Source organism: Mycobacterium haemophilum DSM 44634 (genome assembly GCF_000340435.2).
Classification (GTDB): Bacteria; Actinomycetota; Actinomycetes; order Mycobacteriales; family Mycobacteriaceae; genus Mycobacterium; species Mycobacterium haemophilum.
In genome coordinates, this window is the sequence record NZ_CP011883.2 from 3863107 (window position 1) to 3888215 (window position 25109).

25 protein-coding genes and 1 pseudogene are annotated in these 25109 nt (G+C 65.3%); 8 read left to right on the top strand and 18 right to left on the bottom strand.

From position 1 onward, the window contains the following. Positions 1-130: 130 nt before the first annotated feature. Genes B586_RS18160 through ssd form a run of 3 tightly spaced genes read right to left on the bottom strand, consistent with a single transcriptional unit; the run spans position 131 to position 3158 of the window. Positions 131-934, bottom strand: coding sequence for a type II secretion system F family protein (locus tag B586_RS18160; RefSeq protein ID WP_054879206.1), 804 nt, complete (start codon positions 932-934; stop codon positions 131-133). Beyond that, positions 931-2094, bottom strand: a complete 1164-nt coding sequence (locus tag B586_RS18165; protein WP_047316679.1) for a TadA family conjugal transfer-associated ATPase — start codon at positions 2092-2094, stop codon at positions 931-933. Before B586_RS18165 ends, B586_RS18160 begins: the two co-directional genes overlap by 4 nt. Continuing rightward, complete coding sequence (gene ssd / locus B586_RS18170) at positions 2091-3158, bottom strand: septum site-determining protein Ssd (RefSeq protein ID WP_082607762.1); 1068 nt, start codon at positions 3156-3158, stop codon at positions 2091-2093. Before ssd ends, B586_RS18165 begins: the two co-directional genes overlap by 4 nt. Before the next feature lie 500 nt (positions 3159-3658). Between ssd and B586_RS18175 the strand changes: the two genes are divergently transcribed. Continuing rightward, positions 3659-4516, top strand: coding sequence for an HAD-IB family hydrolase (locus B586_RS18175; RefSeq protein ID WP_054879204.1), 858 nt, complete (start codon positions 3659-3661; stop codon positions 4514-4516). Between the two features lie 444 nt (positions 4517-4960). Here the strand turns inward: B586_RS18175 and B586_RS18180 are convergent, their stop codons facing one another. The 6 genes from B586_RS18180 to B586_RS18205 all read right to left on the bottom strand — a co-directional run bounded on the left by B586_RS18180 (position 4961) and on the right by B586_RS18205 (position 11510). Then, positions 4961-5731, bottom strand: coding sequence for a hypothetical protein (locus tag B586_RS18180; protein WP_047316677.1), 771 nt, complete (start codon positions 5729-5731; stop codon positions 4961-4963). An 11-nt stretch (positions 5732-5742) separates the two neighbouring features. Continuing rightward, on the bottom strand, positions 5743-7425 hold the full coding sequence (locus B586_RS18185) for a dipeptide ABC transporter ATP-binding protein (protein ID WP_054879203.1): 1683 nt from the start codon (positions 7423-7425) through the stop codon (positions 5743-5745). Continuing rightward, positions 7422-8285: an ABC transporter permease gene (locus B586_RS18190; protein WP_054879202.1), complete on the bottom strand. Its 864-nt coding sequence runs from the start codon at positions 8283-8285 to the stop codon at positions 7422-7424. Before B586_RS18190 ends, B586_RS18185 begins: the two co-directional genes overlap by 4 nt. After that, a complete protein-coding gene (locus tag B586_RS18195) occupies positions 8278-9204 on the bottom strand; it encodes an ABC transporter permease (protein ID WP_054879201.1) in 927 nt (308 codons plus the stop codon). Before B586_RS18195 ends, B586_RS18190 begins: the two co-directional genes overlap by 8 nt. A gap of 1 nt (position 9205) precedes the next feature. Then, positions 9206-10849 (bottom strand): peptide ABC transporter substrate-binding protein, encoded by a 1644-nt coding sequence (locus tag B586_RS18200; protein WP_156406921.1) that lies wholly within the window; start codon positions 10847-10849, stop codon positions 9206-9208. Between the two features lie 100 nt (positions 10850-10949). Next, entirely contained in the window at positions 10950-11510 is a 561-nt protein-coding gene (locus B586_RS18205) for a DUF4232 domain-containing protein (RefSeq protein WP_082607763.1), read from the bottom strand. Positions 11511-11574: 64 nt separating this feature from the next. Here B586_RS18205 and acs point away from each other — a divergent pair, with 64 nt between their 5' ends. Then, complete coding sequence (acs, locus tag B586_RS18210) at positions 11575-13527, top strand: acetate--CoA ligase (protein ID WP_047316672.1); 1953 nt, start codon at positions 11575-11577, stop codon at positions 13525-13527. 7 nt (positions 13528-13534) lie between these two features. On the opposite strand, the gene B586_RS18215 is transcribed toward acs, so the two are convergent. Further along, a complete protein-coding gene (locus B586_RS18215) occupies positions 13535-14233 on the bottom strand; it encodes a chymotrypsin family serine protease (protein ID WP_197079976.1) in 699 nt (232 codons plus the stop codon). 198 nt (positions 14234-14431) lie between these two features. On the opposite strand from B586_RS18215, the gene B586_RS18220 reads away from it, so the two are divergent. Both B586_RS18220 and B586_RS18225 read left to right on the top strand, forming a co-directional pair. Beyond that, complete coding sequence (locus B586_RS18220) at positions 14432-14977, top strand: phage holin family protein (RefSeq protein ID WP_047316670.1); 546 nt, start codon at positions 14432-14434, stop codon at positions 14975-14977. Next, entirely contained in the window at positions 14978-15952 is a 975-nt protein-coding gene (locus B586_RS18225) for an alpha/beta fold hydrolase (protein WP_047316669.1), read from the top strand. Here B586_RS18225 and marP read toward each other — a convergent pair. The 4 genes and pseudogenes from marP to nth all read right to left on the bottom strand — a co-directional run bounded on the left by marP (position 15945) and on the right by nth (position 19546). After that, positions 15945-17138, bottom strand: a complete 1194-nt coding sequence (gene marP / locus B586_RS18230; RefSeq protein WP_168162602.1) for an acid resistance serine protease MarP — start codon at positions 17136-17138, stop codon at positions 15945-15947. The two genes, B586_RS18225 and marP, sit on opposite strands and share 8 nt — an antisense overlap. Before the next feature lie 137 nt (positions 17139-17275). Beyond that, positions 17276-18115 (bottom strand): annotated as a pseudogene (locus B586_RS18235) (NUDIX hydrolase); the annotation flags it as partial. Continuing rightward, a complete protein-coding gene (locus B586_RS18240; protein WP_047316666.1) occupies positions 18112-18759 on the bottom strand; it encodes a TlpA family protein disulfide reductase in 648 nt (215 codons plus the stop codon). The pseudogene B586_RS18235 and the gene B586_RS18240, both read right to left, overlap by 4 nt. A gap of 49 nt (positions 18760-18808) precedes the next feature. Continuing rightward, entirely contained in the window at positions 18809-19546 is a 738-nt protein-coding gene (gene nth, locus B586_RS18245) for an endonuclease III (protein ID WP_156166535.1), read from the bottom strand. A 115-nt stretch (positions 19547-19661) separates the two neighbouring features. On the opposite strand from nth, the gene B586_RS18250 reads away from it, so the two are divergent. Both B586_RS18250 and crp read left to right on the top strand, forming a co-directional pair. Next, positions 19662-20057 (top strand): hypothetical protein, encoded by a 396-nt coding sequence (locus tag B586_RS18250; RefSeq protein ID WP_054879198.1) that lies wholly within the window; start codon positions 19662-19664, stop codon positions 20055-20057. Between the two features lie 108 nt (positions 20058-20165). Continuing rightward, complete coding sequence (gene crp, locus B586_RS18255; RefSeq protein WP_047316664.1) at positions 20166-20840, top strand: cAMP-activated global transcriptional regulator CRP; 675 nt, start codon at positions 20166-20168, stop codon at positions 20838-20840. A 179-nt stretch (positions 20841-21019) separates the two neighbouring features. Here crp and B586_RS18260 read toward each other — a convergent pair whose 3' ends face one another. From B586_RS18260 to B586_RS21200, 3 genes are read right to left on the bottom strand one after another with little or no spacing between them, the layout of a single operon-like run. Next, positions 21020-21808, bottom strand: coding sequence for an MBL fold metallo-hydrolase (locus B586_RS18260; protein WP_047316663.1), 789 nt, complete (start codon positions 21806-21808; stop codon positions 21020-21022). A gap of 5 nt (positions 21809-21813) precedes the next feature. Next, a complete protein-coding gene (locus tag B586_RS18265; RefSeq protein WP_168162561.1) occupies positions 21814-22269 on the bottom strand; it encodes a RidA family protein in 456 nt (151 codons plus the stop codon). Beyond that, positions 22266-22427 carry a DUF4177 domain-containing protein gene (locus tag B586_RS21200; protein ID WP_156147256.1) on the bottom strand — a complete coding sequence of 54 codons (162 nt, stop codon included), beginning with the start codon at positions 22425-22427 and terminating at the stop codon, positions 22266-22268. Before B586_RS21200 ends, B586_RS18265 begins: the two co-directional genes overlap by 4 nt. Before the next feature lie 119 nt (positions 22428-22546). Between B586_RS21200 and B586_RS18270 the strand changes: the two genes are divergently transcribed. Both B586_RS18270 and B586_RS18275 read left to right on the top strand, forming a co-directional pair. Beyond that, complete coding sequence (locus tag B586_RS18270; RefSeq protein WP_047316661.1) at positions 22547-23572, top strand: ATPase BagA; 1026 nt, start codon at positions 22547-22549, stop codon at positions 23570-23572. Beyond that, entirely contained in the window at positions 23569-24714 is a 1146-nt protein-coding gene (locus tag B586_RS18275) for an ATPase BagB (RefSeq protein ID WP_047316660.1), read from the top strand. Before B586_RS18270 ends, B586_RS18275 begins: the two co-directional genes overlap by 4 nt. Positions 24715-24757: 43 nt before the next feature. Here B586_RS18275 and B586_RS18280 read toward each other — a convergent pair whose 3' ends face one another. Next, positions 24758-25108: a WhiB family transcriptional regulator gene (locus B586_RS18280; RefSeq protein ID WP_047316659.1), complete on the bottom strand. Its 351-nt coding sequence runs from the start codon at positions 25106-25108 to the stop codon at positions 24758-24760. Position 25109 lies beyond the last annotated feature (1 nt).

A 25109-nucleotide genomic window follows, 5' to 3' on the forward strand; every position in this document is an offset into this window, starting at 1 on the left:
TGGGGGCGTGCCCCCACCTCATCGCACATCGCTCTGCATCGTCGCCGGCGCGGCTCATGCCTCAGCTCCCGCTCGCTCATCCCTCGCGGCGATCCTCACTCGCGGCCGCCTTCGGGGTTCACTGCCGGATTCACCACGTAAGCCGATCGGTGATCCGATCCGACCACAGCAGCCCGACGCAGGCCAGCACCAAGCCGACGACCAACAACCAGCCGCCCGCGTGCCCATTGAGCAAGAAACTCAGCGGTCGTGCCCCGACCAGTTGACCGAGCAACACCCCAAGCAGCGGCAGGCCCGCCAGGATCGCAGCGGTGGCGCGGGCACCGGCCATCGCCGATGTCACCCGCGCCGAGAATCGTTGCCGTTCAACGATATCGCGTTGCGCGGCGCGCACCAGTGTGGCTATTGCCAGCCCTTGATCGCTGGCTAGCTGCCAGCACACCGCCAGTCGATCCCAGTGCGCGGGCAGGGCCGACAAACCGGCCGCCGCCCACAAGCCCGCAGTCACGTCAGCGCCCAATCGGGCGCGCGCCGCGACCGCGCGTAGGGCGGCGGCAACCGTGCCAGCAGTTTCGTCGGCGGCGACGCAGAGCGCATGGACGGGATGAGACCCCACTCGTAGTTCGCCGACCAGCACATCAAGGGCGCCTTCTAACGATCGCCCTTCGGTCATAGCGTCCCGGCGCCGGCGGCGGCGCCGGGAACGCAGGGTCATGGTGGTGCCCAGCACCGCGGCCGCGAGCACCGTCGTCAACGGAAGCAACACCATCACAGCGACAGCCGCGCACCCGATGATGCAGGCAACCCAACGTGCGCCGATCAGCGGGACCCGCCGACGCACAGGCACCGCCGGCGTCAGCCGGCGCCGCGGTGACGACGGAAGCACCAGCAGCGCGATCGATAACAACGGCGCGGCCAGCAAAGGGCCATTCATGCCGACATCCGGCTACGCAGCAAGCGGTGCAGATCACCCGCATCGTCGGTCATCCCCCGGTCCGCGTGCCACGCCGTGACCGCGTGAACTCGCCCGTCAGTTTGGCGCAGCACGGCGATCTCGCTGAGCCGCCGTCGGCCGCTGCGGTCCCGTGCGACGTGCAGCAGCACCTGGACGGCCGCGGCGAGCTGACTGTGCAGAGCGGCCCGATCGAGACCGCCGAGCGCGCCCAGCGCCTCTAGTCGGGCGGGAACCTCGTTGGGGTTGTTGGCGTGGACTGTGCCCGCTCCGCCGTCATGACCGGTGTTCAGCGCGGCCAACAGATCGACCACCTCAGCACCTCTGACCTCGCCGACCACGATGCGGTCAGGTCGCATTCGCAGCGCCTGCCGGACAAGTTGGCGCACCGGAACCTCGCCGACGCCTTCGACGTTGGCGCACCGGGCGACCAGCTTGACCAGATGCGGATGCCGCGGCGCCAGCTCGGCGGCATCCTCGACGCAGACGATCCGCTCACCCGGCGAGACGGCGCCCAGCATCGCCGCGAGCAAGGTAGTTTTCCCCGCCCCCGTTCCGCCGCACACCAGGAATGCCAGCCGCGTGGCAATAATGTCAGCAACCAATGCGGCGGCCTGGGGCGCTATCGCCCCAGCTGCCATCAGAGCGGCCAGATCCTGAGTGGCAGGCCGCAACACCCGCAACGACAGGCAGGTGCCTTCGACCGCGACCGGTGGCAACACCGCGTGCAGCCGAACCGCGAACCCGCCTGCGCCGATGCCGGTCAGCTGACCGTCCACCCAGGGCTGCGCGTCGTCGAGACGACGACCGGCGGCCAACGCCAGCCGCTGCGCCAACCGTCGGACAGCCGCCTCATTGGCAAACCGAATCTCGCTGCGCCGCAAACCGTTTCCATCGTCAACCCACACCGCGTGAGGCGCCGTGACCAGGACGTCGGTGGTGCCGGCTGCGCACAACAACGGTTCCAGGATGCCGGCGCCGGTCAGTTCGGTCTGTAACACCCGAAGGTTGGCGAGGACCTCGGTGTCCCCGAGCATCCCGCCGGACTCGGCGCGGATCGCGTCCGCCACCACGTCGGGTCGCAGCGGCGCGGATTCCGCTGCCAACCGCTCACGCACACGTTCAATCAGTGAACCGCTCACGCCGCGCTGCCATTCTGCGTTACCCCCGCCGCGCCGGACCCCGCACGCGGCAGCACGGCAAGCACCCGGCGCGCGGCCCCGGCAAGCGCCGAACGCGGCCGCAGGCGCAGACCGCCGTGTTCCAGCTGCTCGGCGAGCTGCGGCTGCGCCCTCATTGCCGCCACCAGCGGCACACCAGTGATTTCAGCAACCTCAGCCGCCCGCAATCCCCCCGGCGACGGCCCCCGCACGACCAGCCCGAGGTTGGGATTGATCGTCGCGAGTACCGGAGCGAGGGTCGTGGTCGCCGCACATGCCCGCACATCGCACCGGCTGACGACGACGACCAGATCGGCAGCATCCAACGCGGTTTCGGCGGCATCAGTGAGACGACGAGGAAGGTCGCAAATCACCGTCACTCCCCCACGGCGGCCAGCATCGACGACGGCATCCACCGGCCCGGCGTCCAACTCGTACCCGCGCCGAGTGCCGGAGAGCACGCTGATCCTGCGGTGCCGCGGGAGCGCCTCACGCACGGCCGACCAGGTCAATCGACCGTTCTGTAACGCTAGGTCAGGCCAACGTAGACCGGGGGTGGTTTCACCGCCCACCAGCAGATCGATGCCACCGCCCCACGGATCGAGGTCCACCAACAGCGCGTCGGTGGCGGCCTGCGCCAGGGCCACAGCGAACAACGATGCGCCGGCCCCACCGCAGCCTCCGACGACGGCGACAACCTCGCCGCGCGGCCTATCGTCGCGCGCCGATTCCGCAGCTTCGGCGAGCTCACGGACTAGTTCGTGCTCTTGCTCGGGCAGCCTCAGCACGTGTTGGGCGGCAACGGCGATGGCTGCCGCCCACGTCGCCGTCGCTGCTTCAGTAGTGGTAAGCACGCTGACGTGGGCGCGCCGCGGCAGCCCGGCCTGACCACAGCGATCCGCCGCCACTTGATCCAGCACTACCGCCGCGGCCGCCGACCAAGTCTTTCTACTTACTGGAGATTCCGCGCCAGCGTGCACCACCCGGACACCGACGGCTGCGGCAACGCGGTCCAGCTCGTCGCGCAACTGTGCATCGGTCAGCAGCGCCAACACGCCTGACGAGCCCGTCAGTCGGGTGCCGGTAGTTCTAGTCACCCACCTACCGTGCGGCGACGCGGCGAGGTAGCACCAGTCTCAAAGTGCGGATTTGTGGAAAGAGACGCCTCTGTGCACAAACTCGTCGGCCCAGCGTCCACACGGTGTATGGCCAGTACGATCCGGCGATCGCGCGCAGGTAGGCCGGCGGAGGAACCTGACACCTGCAAAATTTCAGCCAACAAAAGGGACGACCCCCGCCAGGGGGGGAGGAGGCGAGGGTCGTCGTGCATCAGCCCCGGGGGGTCGGACTGATACACCCTCGGCTCAGGCCGAGTACTGCTTACTATACACACGAAAGCGCGCGCTCATGCAAGTACTCGAACAATCAAAAAAACACCGTGAGCCGCAAAAACGCCTTCGGACGCGGTCGACTGCAGCTCTCTGGCCGGCCATGGTGGGCGCGGGCTCGGGGCCCCGTCGAATCACAACCGACCTATGCTGGATCGGTGACCGTTTCCGACTCGGCCGCTCAGCAGCAAACCCCACCGCAAACAACGGCAACCACCGCTGCCCACGCCCGCACCGCCGCGTTCTTCGACCTGGACAAGACCATTATCGCCAAGTCCAGCACGCTGGCGTTCAGCAAACCATTCTTCGACCAGGGACTGCTCAACCGCCGCGCCGTGCTCAAGTCCAGCTACGCCCAGTTCATCTTCCTGCTCTCCGGCGCCGACCATGATCAGATGGACCGGATGCGCAGTCACATGACCAACATGTGTACCGGTTGGGATGCGGCGCAGGTCAGGTCGATCGTCAACGAAACCCTGCACGACATCGTGACCCCGTTGGTATTCGCCGAAGCCGCTGACCTCATCGCCGCCCACAAGCTATGCGGCCGTGACGTCGTGGTGGTGTCGGCCTCGGGAGAAGAGATCGTGGCCCCGATCTCTCGAGCCCTAGGTGCTACCCATGCCATGGCGACTCGAATGGTCGTCGAGGACGGCAAGTACACCGGTGAAGTGGCGTTCTACTGCTACGGCGACGGCAAGGTGCAGGCGATCCGCGAGTTGGCTGCCCGTGAGGGCTACCCGCTGGAACACTGCTATGCCTACTCCGACTCGATCACCGACCTGCCGATGCTCGAGGCCGTAGGCCACCCGAATGTGGTCAACCCTGACCGCGGTTTACGCAGAGAAGCCGCCGAGCGCGGTTGGCCGGTGCTGATGTTCTCGCGGCCAGTCTCGCTGCGCGACCGCATCCCGGCACCATCGGGTGCGGCGATAGCGACCACCGCAGCGGTGAGTATCACGGCGTTGGCCGCCGGAGCGGTAACCTACTCGCTGCTGCGCCGCTTCGCGTTCTAGCAAACGCCGCACGCGCCCAATCCGATGCGGCTTTGCAACTTTCACCGAATTGGGCCTTGCTGTGCTAAGGGTCTAGTAGTACAAAGGAACCACGGAAGCCCGGTGAGGCCTAGGTCGATCCGGAAGAGAAGGTTCGATCTCCCGATCCGGGCCCCTAGCACGGTTCTCGGCACCCACGCGGAGTCATAGCCGCGATAATGGCAGAAGTGTTGCGGGCCTGCGTAATTGCGAAGAGCGGATGGTCACGACGGCCCTTTGGGTGGGGCTGCAGCCGGAAGTGTCGCAAAATCGCCGAGGCCACCCACGCAGCCCAAAGATGCACGCTTGGTACCCGAGTTCCGTGTTAGCGGGCGGCGGACCGAATCGTTCGGAACGCCGCCCGCTTTACATGTCAACGACAAATTATCCGATGCCTTTTGACGCCCGTCGGCTACCGATAGCGGCTTATCGACTGGGCAGCGATTCGGCAATCGACAAAGCCTCCTGCGCGCCGGCTTGTAATGCCCGGCAGCACAACACCAGCCAGGCACCAACACCTTTCGGTGTCCCGCCAGCGAATCCACGTGCCGCGTCGCGATATGCGGCGGCTTGACGCATCCAACTCACCTCGGGCACGCCGAGCCCGTGCGGATCCAGCCCGGTGGCGATGGTCACCAACCGCGACACAGCACGAGCCACCACACCATCGGCACTGCCAAATGGCTGCAACGTCAGCAGTTCTCCGTGTGCGACGGCAGCGACCACCGGTGCCGACGCCACGGTGCGACCGCTCACCACATCCACGAGCAACTCCAGCCGTGGACCCACCGCAGCATCCGTTCGTGGGCGACCCAGCCGATCGTCACCAACCTGGTCAGCGGCCGCCAGCATATGCAAGCGGGCCAGTGCCTGTAGCGGCGCCCGCTGCCATACCCCGATCAACGAGCCCGCACCGCCTTCTAGCGCCTGGGCCACCCGCAACGCACCGCCGAACACCGGATCGCTAACCGCACGGTCCTGTGGGGCGGCCCCCAGCAGGTCTTCCAGTCGCACCGGCCCGCCGTCGAGCACCGATGAAGCCCGCGCCGCCCGCAGCGCCGCTTCGGCCGCAGTCACCGGCCAGCCTCGCAGGTTTGCCCGGTGCCGGTGAGCCCGACCCAGCGCGTCGCGAGCCCGGTCACTGGCCGCGGCGACGCCGGGAAGCTCCATCAGCGGAGCCAGCGGATCATCCGTCACAGCTTGTCAACCTATCGCCCTACCTCCTTACAGGTATTAGCGCGCCGGGGAATGGCCTCCAACAGCTGGCGGGTGTACTCGTCGGCAGGCCGTGAGAACACATCCTCGGTGGATGCCTGCTCTACCACCCGGCCGGCACGCATCACCAACACGTCGTCGGCGATCTGCCGGACCACCGCAAGGTCATGGCTGATGAACAGGTACGTCAGTCCTAGTTGGGCCTGTAGATCAGCCAGCAGGTCCAATATCTGTGCCTGTACCACCACATCTAGCGCCGATACCGCCTCGTCGCACACCAACACCTCGGGCCGCAGCGCCAGCGCCCGAGCGATCGCAACCCGTTGCCGCTGACCACCGGAAAGCTCACGAGGCAGCCGACCCAACACTGACGACGGCAGCGCCACCTGGTCGAGCAGCTCGCGCACCGCTTGCTTACGCTGCTTGCGGTCACCGACCCGGTGGATCCGCAAGGGTTCCTCGATGGCCCGAAACACTGAGTACCTGGGATCCAAACTGCTGTACGGGTTCTGGAACACGGGCTGCACTCGCCGACGAAACGCTAACTCCTCATCCCCGTTGAGTTCACCCACGACCAGAGAGCCCTGGGCGCCCTGGTTCCCGTGGTAAACCACTGTGCCCGATGTAGGTTGCAGCAAACCGAGCACCATTCTCGCCACCGTCGACTTCCCCGAGCCAGACTCTCCGACGATTGCTAAGGTGCTGGCCCGTGGTAGCCGAAACGACACCGCATCGACAGCACAAAACGCCGCCCGCCGCCACGGTGCTCCGCGAGACTCTCGGTAGATCTTGGTCAGGTCCGAGGCGACCAGAACAGCGTCGCGCACAGCGGCTTTCATGGACACCTGCGATCGGAGATGCGCCGAACCCCTGTTGCGCGCCGCCAGCGACGGAGCCGCCGCGACCAACCGGCGGGTGTACTCGTGTTGCGGGTCTTGCAGGATTGATTGCACTGCACCGGATTCCACTACCACCCCGCGATGGACGACGACCACTGATTCGGCCCGTTCGGCGGCCAACGCCAGATCATGAGTGATCAGCAGCAACGCGGTACCCAGGTCGTCGATGAGCCGCTGCAAATGATCGAGCACCTGCCGTTGCACGGTGACGTCCAGCGCAGAAGTCGGCTCGTCGGCGATCAGCAGCCGCGGCCGGCTAGCCAACCCGATGGCAATCAACGCACGCTGACACATGCCGCCCGAAAGCTGATGCGGGTAGCGGCCGGCTTGTCGCGCCGGATCCGGCATACCAGCCTCGGCGAGCAGCTCCACCGCCCTTCGTCGCGCCCCACGGCCTTCAGTATTGGCCCGCAAAGCTTCTGAGATTTGGAAGCCGACCTTCCAGACCGGGTTGAGGTTGGTCATTGGGTCCTGCGGTACGTATCCGATACGGCGGCCGCGGATCGACCGGAGTATTCGGCGGTCAGCGGCAGTAATGTCAGTCCCGTCGAAAACGATGCGTCCCGCCGTAATTCGGCCGCCGGGCGGCAGCAGCCCGAGGATCGCGGCGGCGGCAGTGGATTTCCCCGATCCCGATTCGCCGACAACCGCCACGGTCTGACCGCGCAGCACCCTCAGATTCATGCCGCGAATTACCGGAGTATGCGTACCGAATCTGACTTCCAGGCCCTCGACGGACAGTAGCGGCGATGCATCGTCGCCGGTGCGGCAGTTCATGCTCGCCACGCCCGTGATGCCGGGTCCAAAGCGTCACGCAAGGCGTCACCCATCATCATGAAGGCGAGCACCGTAACTGCCAGTGCCCCGGCCGGATAAAACAATATGGGCGAGCCCGACCGCAGCCGGGTCTGGTCAATGTTGATATCGCCACCCCAAGACACCACCGACGTCGGCAGACCCACCCCGAGGTAGGACAGCGTGGCTTCGGTAACGATAAAAATGCCGAAGGCGATGGTGGACACCGCAATCACCGGACCCATGGCGTTGGGCAGGACATGCCGTAGCAGGATCTGAAATCGGCTTAACCCCAATGCTTTAGCTGCAAGCACATAGTCACTGGCCCGAATCTCGAGCACCGCGCCACGGGAGATCCTGGCCACTTGAGGCCAGCCGAATAACGCCAAGATGGCGATCACCGTCCATACCGTGCGGTGATGCATAACCTGCATTAGCACGATGGCGGCCAGCAACAACGGCAATCCGAAGAACACATCGGTGATACGCGAGATGACCATATCGATCCAGCCCCCGTGGAACCCGGCCACCGCGCCCAGTACCCCGCCGACAACGAACACGACCAGGGTTGCCCCCAACCCAACGGTGACCGATGCCCGCGCACCGTAGATGGTGCGCGCGTAGATGTCGTGGCCCTGCAAGTCGGTACCGAACCAGTGCGCCGCCGACGGATCCAGCAGACTCTGGCTAGGGTCGGCATAGGTTGGATCGGCTCCGGTGAACAACCCTGGAAAAGCCGCGACCACCCCAACGAACAGAATCAGCACGCCGGCGACGACGAACACCGGGCGACGGCGAAGTTCACGCCAGAAGCCACTCCGGTCCGGGATCTGCTCAGCCATAACGAATCCGCGGGTCCAGGGCCGCATACAACAGATCCACGATCAAATTGGTGACCAGATAGATCAGCACGAGCACGGTCACGATCGAGACCACCGTCGGCGCCTCTTGCCGGGTGACGGCCTGATACAGCACGCCGCCGACGCCGTGGATGTTGAAGATGCCTTCGGTCACCATGGCTCCACCCATCAGGGCCCCCAGATCGGCACCGAGGAACGTCACTACCGGGATCAGCGAGTTGCGCAGAATGTGCACCGTCACCACCCGCGGCCGAGACAGCCCTTTGGCGGTAGCAGTACGAACATAATCGGCGTGCGCATTGGCAGCCACCGCCGAGCGGGTCAACCGCACCACGTAGGCGAATGACACCGAACCTAATACGATCCCGGGGAGCAACAGCCGCGCGAACGTTGCCCGTTCGCCGACGGTGACCGGCGCGATTCCCAGCCGGATCCCGAATACGAATTGCGCCAGAAAGCCCAGCACGAAAATGGGGATCGCGATGATGATCAGTCCGGTGAGCAGGACCGCGGAATCGAAGATTCCATGTGTGCGCAGGCCGGCGACCACACCGAATCCAATCCCCAGCACGGACTCCACCGCCAGCGCGATCAGCGCCAGCCGTAACGTCACCGGAAATGCATGTGCTAGAACAGCACTGACCGGCAGACCGGAATAGGCACGGCCCAAGTCGCCATGGGCGATGCCGCCCAGATAACGCAGGTACTGCAGCAGGAAGGGATCGTCGAGGTGGTAACGGGCACGCAGCTGCGCAGTGAGTGCGGGAGTCAGCGGTCGGTCCCCGGCCAGCGCGGCCACCGGGTCACCGGGCAGCAGGAAGACCATGCCGTAGATCAGCAGCGTGGCGCCGAGGAAAACCGGCACCATTAGGGCGATCCGGCGCGCGACGTACCAGCCCATCTCAGGCCTTGACAAGGTTCTCGTAGTCGGGCAGACCGTTCCACGTGACGTGTACGTTGCTGACCGCCGACGACCACCCGACAACGCTGTTGTAGTCCCACAGCGGTACCACGGGCATGTCGTGCAACAGGATTTGTTGTGCGGCGTTGGTCAGCGCATAGGATTCCTGCATGCTGGGCGCGGCCTCGGCCGCCGCGAGCGCCGCGTCGAAGTCCGGGTTGGAGTAGCCGACGTCGTTGGACCCCGCTGCGGTGGCAAACAGCGGGGCAACGAACTCCACCATCGACGGATAGTCACCTTGCCACCCGGCTCGGAAGGCTGTTGTGATGGTGCGGTTGACGATCGGGGTGCGAAAGTCGGCAAAGGTGGGCCGCGGCGCCCCGACCGCGTCGATGCCCAGCACGTTCTTGATGCTGTTGGCCGCCGCGTCCACCCATTCCTGATGACCAGCATCGGCGTTGTAGGCGATCGCGTATTGGCCGCTCCACGCCGAGATCGTGTTGGCTTGAGCCCAGAATCGCCGCGCCCGGTCGGGATCGAAATCCAGCGCGTTGTTTCCGGGCAAGTTCGGGTCAAAACCAGGCAACGACGCCGCGGTGAAATCGCGTGCTGGACTGCGAGTTCCGATGAAGATGTGCGCACAAATTTGGGGACGGTTGATGGCAGCCGACAGCGCAAGCCGACGTAGCCGGCCTTCCTCGCCGCCGAAATGCGGCAGTCGCAACGGGGTATCCAGGGTCTGGTTTGCCGCTACTGGGCCGATGGTGGCGTTGTTGCCCAGGTCGCGCCGATAGACCGGTAGCGCGCTGGGCGGAATGGTGTCTAGGACATCGAGATTACCGGACAGCAGGTCGGCATAGGCGGTGTCGAGATTTCCGTAAAACTCGAACCGCAAGCCTTTGTTGTGCGGTATCCGGTTGCCGTGATAGTCGGGGTTAGGCACTAGATCAATCTTGACGTCGTGTTCCCATGCGCTGGAGTCATCCGAACCATCGGCGAGTTTGTAGGGGCCGTTGCCGATCGGGTTGCGGCCAAACGCCGTCATGTCCCGAAATGCCGCTGCTGGTAGCGGATAGAAGGCGCTGGACGCCAGGCGTAACGTGAAATCGATCGCAGGCGCCTTGAGCCGCACGGTGAACTCGAGGTCATTGACCACCTGTAGTCCCGACATCGTGTTCCGCCCCGGTTGCGGAGCCGACTTTCCACCTCCCGCCAGGCCGGCAACCTCGTCGTATCCCTCGATTGGTTCGAAAAAGCTTTGCTGCAGTTGGGCATTGGTGCTTAACGCCCCATAGTTCCATGCGTCGACGAACGAGTGGGCCGTCAGCGGGGAGCCGTCGGTAAATTTCCAACCCGGTTTCAGCATGATTCGGTAGTTGACGTTGTCGGTGGTCTGAATCGACTGGGCGACCTCCGCCGACGGCGTGCCGGCGGCGTTATAGGACATCAGGCCGGCGAAGAGCCGATCGATGATCCGGCTGCCATTGCTGTCGTTGGTGCTGGTCGGGATCAGTGGGTTCGAGGGTTCCCCGCCATTGACGATCACCACCGCGGGGCTAAGCAACCCACCTCCGCAGCCGGCCACCGACGCGGCCACCAGCAATCCGGCGGCAGCCGAAGCCAGCAAGGCCGACACGGCCCGCATCCGACGCATAACATCGACCCTAGGGCCTGCGGCGACGCTCAGCGGCCGTGCCGCGCCGCGACCGACTCGGATGACGCGACGCCGCCGTCAGACGCCGCTCTCATGAGCCCGCGGTCAGCGGGTGCACCTGCAATCGGCAGGCCTCGATGGTGACCGGCACCGCGAACGCCATGACGGTGTCGGGAGGGTTGACGCGCAGCTCGGTGTAGGTCGGACACGGGTTGCCGCTGCCGTCGATGGCCATCCCCTCCACGATGGCCTGCGCTTGTTGCGAGAGCGACAGGGTGACGGTGGGTGGGACGTCGACGGCGGCCGGCAAGCCACCCATATAGCCGCGCAGCGTGGGCTCGGCATAAATCTGCGGCCCACCAGCGCCCGACTCGACCACGGGGTAGCCGGTGAGCGTGCACGGCCCCGCGCCGCCGGCGAGGGCGAATATCAGGTTCAGCGCGCGGTGACCCACCGCAACCTCGGTCGGCGAGGCAGTCACCGCGATCTGGTCCGCCCAGCACGGCGTCGCCTCGTCGCTGGTCTCAACCGGTGCGGCCAATGCGGGTGGCCCCAACCCGGCGGTGGCGGCGTAACTTGTTGCGGCCACGACAAAGCTGGCGACCACTCGGCGACGACGCCACCGCGGGCGCCCCACGTAAGCTCCGGCCATAGCGGTGATTATCCGCCACGCGGTCGTTAGGCTCACAACGATTGACGACATAGGAGACGAACCAGTGACTGAAACCGACGGCCCGTCGTCGTACCCGCCGTCGGCGCAATTCGCCGAGCAAGCCAACGCCAGCGCCGAGCTCTACCGCGAGGCCGAGAAAGACCGACTAGCTTTTTGGGGTAAGCAGGCCAATCAGCTGTCGTGGTCGACGCCGTTCACCGAGGTGCTGGACTGGTCGGGGGCGCCGTTCGCCAAGTGGTTCGTCGGCGGCACCCTCAATGTCGCCTACAACTGCGTGGACCGTCATGTCGCCGACGGCCACGGGAACCGGGTCGCCATCCACTGGGAGGGCGAACCCGGTGATAGTCGCTCGCTGACCTATTCGGATCTACAGATCCAGGTGTGCAAAGCGGCCAACGCGCTGACCGGCCTCGGTCTGGTCGCCGGTGACCGGGTCGCCATCTACCTGCCGTTGATCCCGGAGGCCGTGATCGCGATGTTGGCCTGCGCGCGGCTGGGCATCATGCACAGCGTGGTGTTCGGCGGCTTTGCCGCACACGCGCTGCGGGCCCGGATCGCCGATGCTGACGCGAAGCTGCTGATCACCAGCGACGGGCAGTTCCGGCGCGGCAAGCCAGCGCCGCTCAAGGACGCCGCCGACGAAGCCTTGGCGCCAGACGCCGATGGGACGGCCAGCCCCGTTGAGCATGTTCTGGTGGTGCGGCGCACCGGAATTGATGTGTCCTGGAACGACAAACGCGACCTGTGGTGGCACGACGTTGTCGACTCCGCGAGCGCCGAACACACTCCGGAGCCGTTCGACACCGAGCAGCCGTTGTTTCTGCTCTACACCTCGGGCACCACCGGCAAACCCAAGGGCATCGTGCACACCAGTGGCGGCTATCTCACTCAGTGTCGCTACACGATGCACACCATTTTCGATGTCAAGCCGGACCGTGACGTGTTCTGGTGTACCGCCGATATCGGCTGGGTCACCGGACACAGCTACGGTGTCTACGGTCCACTGTCGCACGGCATCACCGAGGTGCTCTACGAGGGCACACCCGACACCCCAGACCGGCACCGGCATTTTCAGATTATCGAAAAGTATGGTGTCACAATCTATTACACTGCCCCTACCCTGATACGGACCTTTATGAAGTGGGGCCGTGATATCCCCGACGCCCACAACCTGTCCAGCCTGCGGCTACTGGGGTCGGTCGGCGAACCGATCAACCCCGAGGCCTGGCGCTGGTACCGCGATGTCATCGGCGCCGGCAAGCTCCCGGTGGTGGACACCTGGTGGCAGACCGAGACCGGTTCCGCGATGATCTCACCGCTACCGGGAGTCACTGCGGCCAAGCCGGGTTCGGCGATGACGCCGCTGCCCGGTATCTCGGCCAAGATCGTCGACGACCACGGCAATGCGTTGCAGCCAGACACCGACAATGCCAAGAACGTCACCGGGTACCTGGTCTTGGACCAGCCGTGGCCCTCGATGCTGCGTGGCATCTGGGGTGACCCGGAGCGGTACCGGAATACCTACTGGTCCAAGTTCGGCGAGCAAGGCTTCTATTTCGCCGGGGACGGTGCCCGCTTCGATCCCGCCGGCGCGATCTGGATACTTGGCCGCATCGACGACGTGATGAATGTGTCCGGGCACCGCATCTCCACCGCCGAGGTGGAGTCGGCGCTTGTCGGTCACGCCGCGGTCGCCGAGGCGGCGGTGGTCGGCGTTACCGACGACACCACCGGTCACGCCATTTGCGCGTTCGTCGTGCTGCGGGCCAACTACGAGGCCCACGACGGGACCGCCAACGAGCTGCGCGCCGAGGTGGCCCGGGAAATCTCACCCATCGCCCGGCCGAAAGAGGTCCACATCGTGCCGGAACTGCCCAAGACACGCAGCGGCAAAATCATGCGCCGCCTGCTGCGCGACGTCGCTGAGAACCGCGAGCTGGGCGACACGTCAACGTTGCTCGATCCCAGTGTGTTCGAGGCGATCCAGGCCGGTTAGCCGCGCGTCAGACCGGCTGCGGCACAAATCCTGCGCCGGGCCGATTCTTGCTATTGACGTCGGCCAGAATCGTGTTCATCGACATCACCACCGCCGGCGTGTGCAGCGGGATGAACTTGATGATGCAGGTCGGCAGGTTGTCGGTGAACGCCCCGTGGATCATCCCGACTAGTAGATTGTTGACAGTCACCGGCGCTCCGGAGTCCCCTGGTCGTCCGCACACCTGCATGACGAGGGTGCCGGGCGCCTCGCCCATCCCCCACGTGACGCCGCACGAGTTGCCGGTGGTGCGGCCCTGCTTACAGGCGATCTGGCCGAACGCCGGATCGCCGCCGATGCCCGAGATGACAAAGCCGTTGTAGTTGGCGACCGGTATCACCTTGGCCGGATCAAACCTGATCACCGCATAGTCGAGGTTGTCGTTACCCGCGATCATGGTTCCCAGCGGGCCTCTGTTCTCCGCACCCTCGGCCGCGACCCGCGCGCCCGGACCCCCACAGTGCGCCGAGGTGAAGCCGATGAGCTCGGCGGCGCTATCGGTGCCGATCGTGGTCAGGGTGCACATCGTGTCGCCGTTGATGACAATGCCCGCACCGCCCCCCATCGGCAGCCGGTCGTCAGCAACCGCGGTCTTGGCGGGCATGCTCACCACGGCCAAGAGCACGGCCACTAAGGCCGCCACAACGCTCCAGTGCCCCCTTGGCAAAACCACACTCCCCTCTACCTGGTCGGAGCACAGGTGCGCCAGTCTAAATGATCACCGCGCAGTACCGGTTCCGTCCACATTGTGATGGCCGTCAATTGACCCACCCCAAATTCTGCCGTCGGTTCGACTGGCCTCGTCTAGCACCGTGACCGCATGGCAACATGAACCGCGACGACAGCGAAGCGGAGAGGACCGGCTGTGAGCAAAGGCGATCGAAAGAACGGTGTGCCCAGCACCCTGACCACGATTCCGTTGGTCGACCCGCACGCTGGGCCCGCTGAGCCGTCGATCGGTGATCTGATCAAAGACGCGACGACTCAGGTGTCCACGCTGGTGCGGGCCGAGGTTGAGTTGGCCCGCGCCGAGATCATCCGTGACGTGAAGAAGGGTCTGACCGGCAGCGTGTTCTTCATCGCCGCGCTGGTGGTGTTGTTCTACTCGACCTTCTTTTTCTTCTTTTTCCTCGCCGAGCTGCTCGACACCTGGCTATGGCGCTGGGTGGCCTTCCTGATCGTGTTCGCGATCATGGTCGTGGTCACCGCCGCGCTGGCGCTATTGGGCTTCTTGAAGGTCCGCCGGATCCGGGGACCACGCCAGACCATCGAGTCGGTCAAGGAGACACGCACCGCCCTCACTCCCGGCCATGACAAGGCGCAGGCCGGGCCGCGCAAGCTCACCGGGCCCGATGCCAAGCCAGAAAGCAGCCCGGACAGCAGGACCCCCGCCGATCCTTCGGGTTGGTAGATGGCAGCACCGGACCCGTCGGTGACCCGCATCGTCGGGCCATGGCGCCATATGGATGTGCACGCTAATGGCATCCGGTTCCACGTCGTCGAGGCGGTGCCCACCCAGCCAGCCGGCCAGGACGCGGCCTCCTCGGCCACGGCGCGACCACTGGTAATGCTGCTGCATGGTTTCGGTTCGTTCTGGTGGTCCTGGCGTCATCAGCTACGCGGCCTGACCGAGGCGCGACTGGTCGCGGTCGACCTGCGCGGCTACGGCGGCAGCGACAAGCCGCCTCGCGGCTATGACGGCTGGACACTTGCCGGCGACACAGCCGGGCTCATCCGAGCGTTGGGGCACTCGTCGGCGACACTGGTTGGCCACGCCGAAGGCGGGCTCGCGTGCTGGGCCACCGCGCTGCTGCACCCACGGCTGGTGCGCGCCATTGCCCTGATCAACTCACCGCACCCGGCAGCGTTACGACGATCAATGCTGACGCGCCGTGATCAGGGTTACGCGCTGCTGCCGACGTTGCTGCGCTACCAGTTGCCGATTTGGCCGGAGCGTTTGCTGACCCGCAATAACGCGGCGGAGATCGAACGCCTGGTTCGCAGCCGCAGCAGTGCCAAATGGCAAGCCTGCGAAGACTTCGCGGCCACCATCGACCATTTACGGATAGCGATCCAGATTCCGGCGGCCGCGCACTGTGCACTCGAGTACCAGCGTTGGGCGGTGCGCAGCCAGCTGCGTAACGAAGGCCGTCGATTCATGAGATCGATGTCTCGACAACTCAGCGTGCCGCTGCTCCACGTACGCGGCGACGCTGATCCGTACCTGCTAGCCGACTCGGTCGACCGCACGCGGCGCTATGCGCCGCACGGACGCTACGTATCCGTTGCCGGTGCAGGACATTTCAGCCACGAAGAAGCGCCGGAGGAAATCAACAGGTACCTGATGCGGTTTCTCGCGCAGGTGCACGGCGCCCGGGTCAGCTGACGCAGGCCCCCGTGGCCACCGCCTGAGTTTCGCCGATCCGAGACAGCTGGCCGGACACCTCCTCAGCGGTCAACACGAAGCCAGTATCGGGGTCATCGACAGCCGCGCCGAACACCACACCAAGCACCCGACCGTTGAGGTCGATCAGCGGTCCACCTGAATTGCCTTGCTCCACAGTAGCTCTGATGGTGTATACGTCGCGGGTGACCGGCGTCGGATCCCGGTAGATGTCGGGTCCGGTGAGTTTGATGGCCTGCCGAATCCTGGCTGGGGTCGCGGTGAAGTTACCGCCGCCGGGATACCCCAGCACCACCACGTTGGTGCCCGGCTTGGCCTCAGTGTCGTCGAAGAGCAGCGGCGCCGGCGGCAAGTGCGGGACAGCCAGGATGGCGATATCGACCGACGGGTCATAGGACACCACGGTAGCGTCAAATGGACTGCCGCTGGCGTACACCTGCACGCCGTTGGACCCGGCCACCACGTGTGCGTTGGTCATCACCCGGTCGGGCGATATCACGAATCCCGTGCCCTCCAACACTTTCTGACAGCTGGGCGCCACACTGCGGACCTTAACCACACTGGGCTGGGTCGCCAGCACCACTGGATTGTCGACCAACGCCGGGTCCGGCGACGCGACCGGAAGGACCGGGGTGCGGCTGAACGGCTCTAGCACCGCGGGCAAGCCAGACGTATTCAGCAGCGCCGAGAGCCGCTTGGGCACCGTCTTCAGCCAAGGTGGCGCGACCTCATTGACTGAAGCCAGCACCCGCGAACCCCGGACCGCGGACGCCAGCTCTGGCTGCTCTTTCGACTGGGTCAGCGGTGTCGCCAACAGCCAAGCCGCGGTCAGCACCACAATGAGCTGAACCCCGACCCCAATGACCGAGTCGACAAATCGGACTGTCCGGCTACGGATCGCGCTGCGCACCGCACGCCCCAGCACCACACCGGCGACCTCACCGACCACGACCAGCGCGAGAATCAGAAAAAGGGCGGCGAATAGTTTGGCGCGCGGAGCGCTGATGTGGCTAACGATGTGCGGCGCCAGCAGCACACCCGCCATCGCGCCGAGCAGCACGCCAATGAACGACAGCAAAGACCCCAACGCGCCCGAACGCCAGCCTGAAATGGCAGCGATGAACGCGACCGCTAGGACAGCGATATCCAGCCACTGCGACGGGGTCATCGAACTCATCGCGGATCGCCCTGGTCTGGTTGCGGGGCGACCCGTTGCGCCCGGCTCCGCCGCGCTTGCGATCGCCCCTGGTCTGGTTGCGGGGCGACCCGTTGCGCCCGGCTCCGCCGCGCTTGCGATCGCCCCTGGTCTGGTTGCGGGGCGACCAGCGCCATCGCCTCGTCCAGCTCGCGGACGATGGTGGCGTCCCAGGGCACAGCCCAGCCGGCCACGTCGAGCATCGCAGAGATCACCTGGCCAGTGAATCCCCACACCAGCATCTCGTTCAATAGGAACGCCGGACCGGACCAGCGGTGGCCGTGGGCACGGCGGTACACCATCAGCCGGTTGGCCGGATTAATGAAGGCACGCACCGGAACCCGCGCCACGATCGCCGTTTCGGCCTCGTTGATGACGGCCACCGGCCCGGGATCGGCTGAGTAGGCCAATACCGGCACCACATGGAACCGTGATGGCGCAATAAACGTCCGCTCCAATGTGACCAATGGATGCAGCCTGGCGAGGTCGATCCCGGTTTCTTCGTGCGCTTCGCGGAGGGCGGTCGCGACCGGCCCGTCGTCGGTGGGATCGGAGGCACCCCCGGGGAACGCCGCCTGGCCCGCATGGTGGCGCAGTGTCGACGCCCGCACCGTCAGCAACAGATCGGCGTCGTCGGGCACGCCACCGTCCGGCGGCCCAGACTCCGGACCCGAGAACAGCACCAGGACAGCGGCCTCGCGCCCGTCGCGGTGCACGGCCATCGATGGCATCGCCCTGGCCGCGGTCACCATTGCCAGCACGTCGGCAGGCAGCCGACGCCGATATGCGTCCGGCATCGCGGCGATGTTGTCAACCAGCGGACGCAGCCACGACGGTCCGACGTCAGGCGCCAGGGGAACCGTCACCCGCACGCGGGCGGTACGCCCAGCACTCACCGGCGCCTCCAATTGCCCGGCCTCCGGCCGTTCCGGGTTGCCGACCTCGCTCATCCCGCATCGTTTCCCACCGCAGCCGCGATCTGGTCGGCACTTACGAAAGCCTGCGGCAGCGTCTGCGCAACGCTACCGTCCGGTCGCAATACCACGGTCGCGGGCATCACATTTGCGACCCCTAGCGCCGCCGCAACACGTCGCCGACCGTCCTGCAGGGTCGGCAGCCGGACACCGAGTTGCGCCAACCGCAGCAACGCAGCCGTCTCGTTCTCATCTTGGTGCACCGTCACCACCATCACATCGGATCCGACCCGTCGTTGATACTCGGCCATCGCGGGCAGTTCACCCAGGCACGGCGCACACCAGCTGGCCCACAAGTTCAAGACCACTCGACGGCCGGCCAGCGCCCGAGCGACGTCGACGGCTGAGCCGTCCGACGCGCATTCCAGCACCACACCGCGCAATGCCGCCGGGCCTGGACCCCTCCCGGCATCAGGACACGGTGACAGGTTCGCACGCTCCCGTGGCCCCGCCAACGCAGCCGGAGTGTCAGCGTCACGGTGTTCGCGCTCGATGGTTGCCTGGATCGTTGCAGTGGTTGGCGCGTTGTCGCGCAGCTGGCCCACCAACGCGGCCACCAGCGCGGCCACCAGCGCAAGTATTGCGATGGTCCAACGGGTTTTCGGGGTCAAGGTCTTCATTGCGATCCCAACGCGGCAGAGTTGGACGGTCGTTGTCTCCAACCTTGACTTATAGCCCAGCCAGGGCCAGCAAGTGCTCGGTTTCCGGGCCTTGAACGAGGGGCGCGGCCAGCAGCGGTTCAGTGGGACCGAGGCCGAACGAGGGACAGTCCTTGGCAAGCACGCAAACACCGCATGCCGGTTTGCGTGCATGGCACACCCGACGGCCATGGAAGATCACTCGGTGGCTCAGCAGGGTCCACTGATCGCGTTCGATCAGTTCACCGACCGCATGCTCCACCTTGATCGGATCCTCTTCGGCCGTCCAACGCCACCGCCGCACCAATCGTCCAAAATGTGTGTCGACGGTGATTCCGGGGATACCGAACGCGTTTCCCAGAATGACGTTGGCGGTCTTGCGTCCCACGCCGGGTAGCGTCACCAGCTCAGCCATGGTCGACGGCACCTCGCCGTCGAACCGCTCGACTAGGGCCTGCCCGAGCCCGATGAGCGACGCCGCCTTGTTGCGGAAGAAGCCCGTGGGGCGTATGAGGTTTTCTAGCTCTGCACGATCCGCGTGCGCGTAGTCCAGCGCCGACGGGTACCGCGCGAACACAGCTGGCGTCGTCAAGTTCACCCGCTTATCGGTGCTCTGCGCCGAAAGGATCGTGGCCACCGTCAGTTCCAGCGGCGAGGTGAAATCCAATTCGCAGTACACGTGCGGAAATGCTTGCGCCAGTGCACGATTCATCCTCCGCGCCCGTCGCACCAAACCCAGTCTGGTTTCCCCGGACCAGCGCCGGGCCACGTCCGCGCCGGGCGTGGAGGGTATTGATTTAGAACGCCCGGACGACTTTGCCGCTGTCACCTACGACAGAGTACTGATTTCGTAATCCCGCTGAGACCTGAGCCACGTCTAAACCATGTTTACTCTCCTTGTGTCATGGTTGCTGGTGGCCTGTGTGCCGGGGCTGGTAATGCTCGCAACGCTTGGATTGGGGCGGCTTGAAAAGGAGCTGACCCATGACACTGTCAGCGTGACCGACGTCGCCGAGTTTCTTGAGCACGCCGAGGCCGTGGATGTAGACACGTTGGCCCGGGAAGGCATGACAGAAGCGCTGGCGTACCTCCATAAGCGCCAGGCCGAACGACTCCACGACTTGCCGCCGCCCGGTTCCCACCCCGCGACGCATCACGCCCCGCCGTTCCTGGTCGACGAGTTCGGCGATCCCGCCGAGGCCGGCCCGCCTGCGCCAGTACCCGAGCATTCGCGGGTCAATCCGCAGTTTAATGCGACCCAACACGTCGATCGTGTGTAGCGTTGGCAAATTGAACCTGTTGGCCCTAGCCTCTAGGCTCGTCAGCGAAACAGAGGCAAACCGAGGTTAGCCTACCCATATCACGTCGCAGGAAGCTAAAGGGGCAAAGTGGACGAGATCCTGGCAAGGGCAGGAATCTTCCAAGGGGTGGAACCCAGCGCCGTCGCCGCGCTGACCAAGCAACTCCAACCTGTCGACTTCCCCCGCGGGCACACGGTTTTCGCTGAAGGCGAGCCGGGCGATCGGCTGTACATCATCGCCTCGGGGAAGGTCAAGATCGGTCGCCGCTCGCCAGACGGCCGAGAGAATCTGCTCACGATCATGGGCCCGTCGGACATGTTCGGCGAGTTGTCAATCTTCGACCCGGGGCCACGGACGTCCAGCGCGACCACGATCACCGAAGTCCGGGCGGTGTCGATGGACCGCGATGCGCTACGGGCATGGATCGCCGATCGTCCCGAAATCGCCGAGCAGCTATTGCGGGTGTTGGCCCGGCGGCTGCGGCGGACCAACAACAATCTGGCCGACCTCATCTTCACCGACGTGCCCGGTCGGGTGGCCAAGCAGCTGCTGCAGCTCGCCCAGCGTTTCGGCACCCAGGAAGGCGGCGCGATGCGGGTCACCCACGACCTGACACAAGAGGAGATCGCGCAATTGGTGGGCGCTTCCCGAGAGACGGTGAACAAGGCGCTGGCCGATTTCGCCCACCGCGGCTGGATCCGTTTGGAAGGCAAGAGCGTGCTGATCTCGGACTCCGAGCGACTCGCCCGCCGAGCGAGGTAAGCGCGCACGTAGTGCGGGCGCAACCGAGCGAGAATCCCACCCCGAGCGAGGTAAGCGCGCACGTAGTGCGGGCGCAACCGAGCGAGAATCCCACCCCGAGCGAGGTAAGCGCGCTTACGCCGAGTCTGTAGTTAGCGAGGTCTCTACCCGCCCCGCACTTTCTCGCGCCAACTACAGTCTCAGCGGCGCAGATAGTCCAGTTGCGCTTGAACAGACGATTCGGCCGCATCCCAGAGCTTCTCGTCAACGTCAACATAGACGTGTTCGACGACCTGCCGTGCGGTCGCGTCGTCACCAAGATCGCGTAACGCGGCGCGCACTTGCTCCAGCCGCTCCTGCCGATGCACCAGGTATCCCGACGCGACCGATTCCAAGTTGGCCAAATCCGGCCCGTGCCCAGGCAGGACCGTTCGCCGGCCCAAGCCGCGTAGCCGGTGCAGTGATTCCAGGTAGTCCGCCAGGCTGCCGTCGTCGGGGTCGATCACGGTGGTGCCGCGACCCAGCACGCTATCGGCGGTCAGCACGGCGTCAGCGAGGACGAACGACACCGAATCGGCGGTGTGGCCCGGGGTAGCCAACACGGTAATCGTCAGCCCGGCAGCATCGATCACCTCACGGTCGGTCAAAGTCACCCCATCGCCGCGGAGAAACTGCGGGTCTGCGGCGCGCACCGGTGCGCCGGTCAGCTCGACCAGCTTGTCGATGCCGTCGGTGTGGTCGCGGTGCCGGTGGCTAATCAACACCAGTGCGACGCGGCCCAGCGCGGCAACCCGTGCGATGTGCTCATCGTCGGGCCCGGGATCCACAATGACTAACTCATCGCTGCCCGGGCCGCGCAGCACCCAAGTGTTGGTGCCCTCCAACGTCAGCAAACCGGGGTTGTCAGCCAACAGAACCGACGCCGTGTCGGTGACCGCCCGCAGCCGGCCGTATGCGGGATGGGTCAGCGACTCGGCAGCCTCGGTCACGGCGGCTAGCCGACCTCCACGATCAACTCGACTTCCACTGGTGCATCCAGCGGTAGCTCTGCCACGCCGACTGCCGAACGCGCATGCGTACCCTTGTCGCCGAACACCTCGGCGAACAAGTCGGAGGCTCCGTTGACGACGCTCGGCTGGCCGTTAAAACCCGGAGCGGAGGCGACGAACCCAACGACCTTGACCACCCGGGTCACCGAGTCGAGACCTACCAAGGAATCCACTGCCGCCAGCGCGTTGAGCGCGCAGATCCGCGCGAGCGCCTTGCCCTCGTCTGGGCTGACATCGGCGCCGACCTTGCCGGTCCGCGCCAACCGTCCACCCTCCATCGGCAGCTGGCCCGAGGTGTATACCAAGTTGCCGGTGCGCACCGCCGGAGCATAGGAGGCCAGCGGCGCCGCCACTTGCGGAAGCTCGATACCTAGTTGCCCGAGCCGGGACAATACGCTCACTTCGGACGCTTCAGGTATGCGACGTGCTGCTCGCCTGTGGGGCCGGGCAGCACCGCCACCAGCTCCCAGCTATCGGCACCCCACTGGTCGAGGATTTGTTTGGTGGCGTGCGTCAGCAGCGGAACCGTGACGTACTCCCATGCGGTCGGTTGGCTCATGACGCGAGCTTATCGGGCGGATTTAAACAACTCTGGTCAACCCGGTGGCCAGCCACGTACCCGTGTTGGAAGTCCCTACCCGCTTCGCAAGGAACGCAGCGCGAGCGGGCTAGCATGCGATGGTGGCACCCACCTCGAGCGGCGGTAGTTCCGTCGGCTGGCCCACCCGCTTGTCCAAGGCGCGCTTGCACTTTGTGACAGGCAAAGGCGGTACCGGAAAGTCGACGATTGCGGCCGCTTTGGCGCTAACCCTGGCGGCAGGAGGCCGCAAAGTCCTTCTCATCGAAGTCGAAGGGCGCCAAGGGATTGCGCAACTCTTCGATGTCCCGCCCCTGCCGTACCAAGAGCTAAAGATCGCAACCGCTGAGGGCGGCGGCCAGGTCAACGCCTTGGCCATCGACATCGAGGCCGCGTTCTTGGAATACCTCGACATGTTCTACAACCTCGGCCTCGCCGGGCGTGCCATGCGTCGCATCGGTGCGATTGAGTTTGCGACCACGATCGCGCCCGGCCTGCGCGACGTGCTGCTCACCGGCAAGATCAAAGAGTCCGTGGTGCGCATAAACAAGGAAACCAAGAACCCGGTCTATGACGCGATAGTCGTCGATGCGCCGCCGACCGGCCGCATCGCGCGTTTCCTGGACGTCACCAAAGCGGTGTCCGATTTAGCCAAGGGCGGACCAGTGCACTCGCAGAGCCAGAGCGTGGTGAAGTTGCTGCACTCCGACCAGACGGCTATCCACCTGGTCACCCTGCTAGAGGCGTTGCCGGTGCAGGAGACGCTGGAAGCCATTGAGGAGCTCGCCGACATGGAGCTGCCGATCGGCAGCGTGATCGTCAACCGCAATATCCCGTGCTACCTAGAGCCCCACGACCTGGCAAAGGCGGCCGAGGGCGATGTCGACGCCGACGCGGTGCGGGAGGGGTTAGCGATGGCCGGAATCAAGCTCAACGACGCAGACTTCGCCGGCCTGCTGACCGAGACCATTCAGCATGCGACGGTAATCACCACGCGCGCCGAGGCGGCTCAACAGCTCGACGCGTTACAAGTGCCACGGCTAGAATTACCGGCAATATCCGACGGGGTCGACCTCGGTAGCCTGTACGAGCTCTCCGAATCGCTTGCGCAACAGGGGGTTCGATGACTGGCGTCACTTCCCACAAGCCGCCAACCCTCGACATGGCAACGATCTTGGCCGACACTTCCAATCGAGTGGTGGTGTGCTGCGGAGCCGGGGGTGTAGGCAAAACGACCACTGCGGCCGCGATGGCATTACGGGCGGCCGAATATGGCCGCACCGTAGTCGTTTTGACGATCGACCCAGCCAAGCGTCTAGCACAAGCGTTGGGAGTCAACGACCTCGGCAACACCCCGCAGCGGGTGCCGCTGGCACCCGAAGTCCCTGGCGAGTTGCACGCGATGATGCTTGACATGCGCCGCACGTTCGACGAAATGGTGGTCCAATACTCCGGAACGCAACGAGCACAAGCGATTCTGAATAATCAATTCTATCAGACAGTCGCCACTTCGCTTGCCGGCACGCAGGAATACATGGCGATGGAGAAGCTCGGTCAGCTGCTCAGCCAGGACCGCTGGGACCTGGTGGTGGTCGACACCCCTCCGTCACGCAACGCGCTGGACTTCCTGGACGCGCCGAAACGGTTGGGCAGCTTCATGGATAGCCGGCTGTGGCGGCTACTGCTCGCCCCCGGGCGAGGTATCGGGCGGCTGGTGACCGGCGCTATGGGATTGGCGATGAGGGCCCTGTCTACTGTGCTCGGTTCACAGATGCTGGCCGACGCAGCAGCTTTCGTGCAATCGCTGGACGCCACATTCGGCGGTTTCCGGGAAAAAGCCGACCGCACCTACGCGCTGCTGAAGCGGCGCGGCACCCAGTTTGTGGTGGTATCGGCGGCCGAACCCGACGCACTGCGCGAGGCGTCCTTCTTCGTCGACCGGCTGTCGCAAGAAGACATGCCGCTGGCCGGGCTGGTGTTGAATCGCACCCACCCGACGTTGTGCGCGTTGCCGGTGGAGCGGGCGATCGACGCCAGCGAGACGCTGCGGGCCGAGGTCACCGATTCGGCGGCCGCATCACTGGCGGCAGCAGTGCTGAGGATTCATGCCGATCGCGGGCAAACCGCCAAGCGCGAGATTCGGTTGCTGTCTCGCTTCACCGGAGCTAACCCACACGTGCCGGTCATCGGGGTGCCGTCGCTGCCGTTCGACGTCTCGGACCTAGAGGCGCTGCGCGCCCTCGCCGATCAGCTCACTGCGGCCCGCTAGGAGCCGGGCAGTCGTAACAATCAAGTAATGAGAAGTGCGGGATCTAACCAACGCTGCGGCGCTTGCGCTTGTCGAAGTAATCTGCCCACGACACGACCTCGGGATGCTGTTTGAGCAGTGCCCGGCGCTGGCGCTCGGTCATGCCTCCCCAAACACCGAACTCAACCTTGTTGTCCAACGCGTCCGCGCCACACTCCTGCATTACCGGGCAGTGACGACAGATCACCGCGGCTTTACGTTGGGCGGCACCCCGGACAAAGAGCTCATCCGGATCTGTCGTCCGGCACAGCGCCTTGGAGACCCAGGCAATGCGCTCCTCAGCGTCGACGCTGTGGAGAGGGGCACTGGCGGCGGACAGGTTTGTTCTACGCGCGGCCGGTCGTGATTCTGACACG

Excerpts from the sequence above, each read along its gene's own strand:
- B586_RS18160 (WP_054879206.1), bottom strand. The coding sequence starts at position 934 with ATGAATGGCCCTTTGCTGGCCGCGCCGTTGTTATCGATCGCGCTGCTG.
- B586_RS18185 (WP_054879203.1), bottom strand. The coding sequence starts at position 7,425 with ATGAACTGCCGCACCGGCGACGATGCATCGCCGCTACTGTCCGTCGAG.
- B586_RS18190 (WP_054879202.1), bottom strand. The coding sequence starts at position 8,285 with ATGGCTGAGCAGATCCCGGACCGGAGTGGCTTCTGGCGTGAACTTCGC.
- B586_RS18195 (WP_054879201.1), bottom strand. The coding sequence starts at position 9,204 with ATGGGCTGGTACGTCGCGCGCCGGATCGCCCTAATGGTGCCGGTTTTC.
- B586_RS18200 (WP_156406921.1), bottom strand. The coding sequence starts at position 10,849 with ATGCGGGCCGTGTCGGCCTTGCTGGCTTCGGCTGCCGCCGGATTGCTG.
- B586_RS18205 (WP_082607763.1), bottom strand. The coding sequence starts at position 11,510 with ATGGCCGGAGCTTACGTGGGGCGCCCGCGGTGGCGTCGTCGCCGAGTG.
- B586_RS18225 (WP_047316669.1), top strand. The coding sequence starts at position 14,978 with ATGGCAGCACCGGACCCGTCGGTGACCCGCATCGTCGGGCCATGGCGC.
- marP (WP_168162602.1), bottom strand. The coding sequence starts at position 17,138 with ATGACCCCGTCGCAGTGGCTGGATATCGCTGTCCTAGCGGTCGCGTTC.
- B586_RS18240 (WP_047316666.1), bottom strand. The coding sequence starts at position 18,759 with ATGAAGACCTTGACCCCGAAAACCCGTTGGACCATCGCAATACTTGCG.
- B586_RS18250 (WP_054879198.1), top strand. The coding sequence starts at position 19,662 with ATGTTTACTCTCCTTGTGTCATGGTTGCTGGTGGCCTGTGTGCCGGGG.
- B586_RS21200 (WP_156147256.1), bottom strand. The coding sequence starts at position 22,427 with ATGAGCCAACCGACCGCATGGGAGTACGTCACGGTTCCGCTGCTGACG.
- B586_RS18270 (WP_047316661.1), top strand. The coding sequence starts at position 22,547 with ATGGTGGCACCCACCTCGAGCGGCGGTAGTTCCGTCGGCTGGCCCACC.
- B586_RS18275 (WP_047316660.1), top strand. The coding sequence starts at position 23,569 with ATGACTGGCGTCACTTCCCACAAGCCGCCAACCCTCGACATGGCAACG.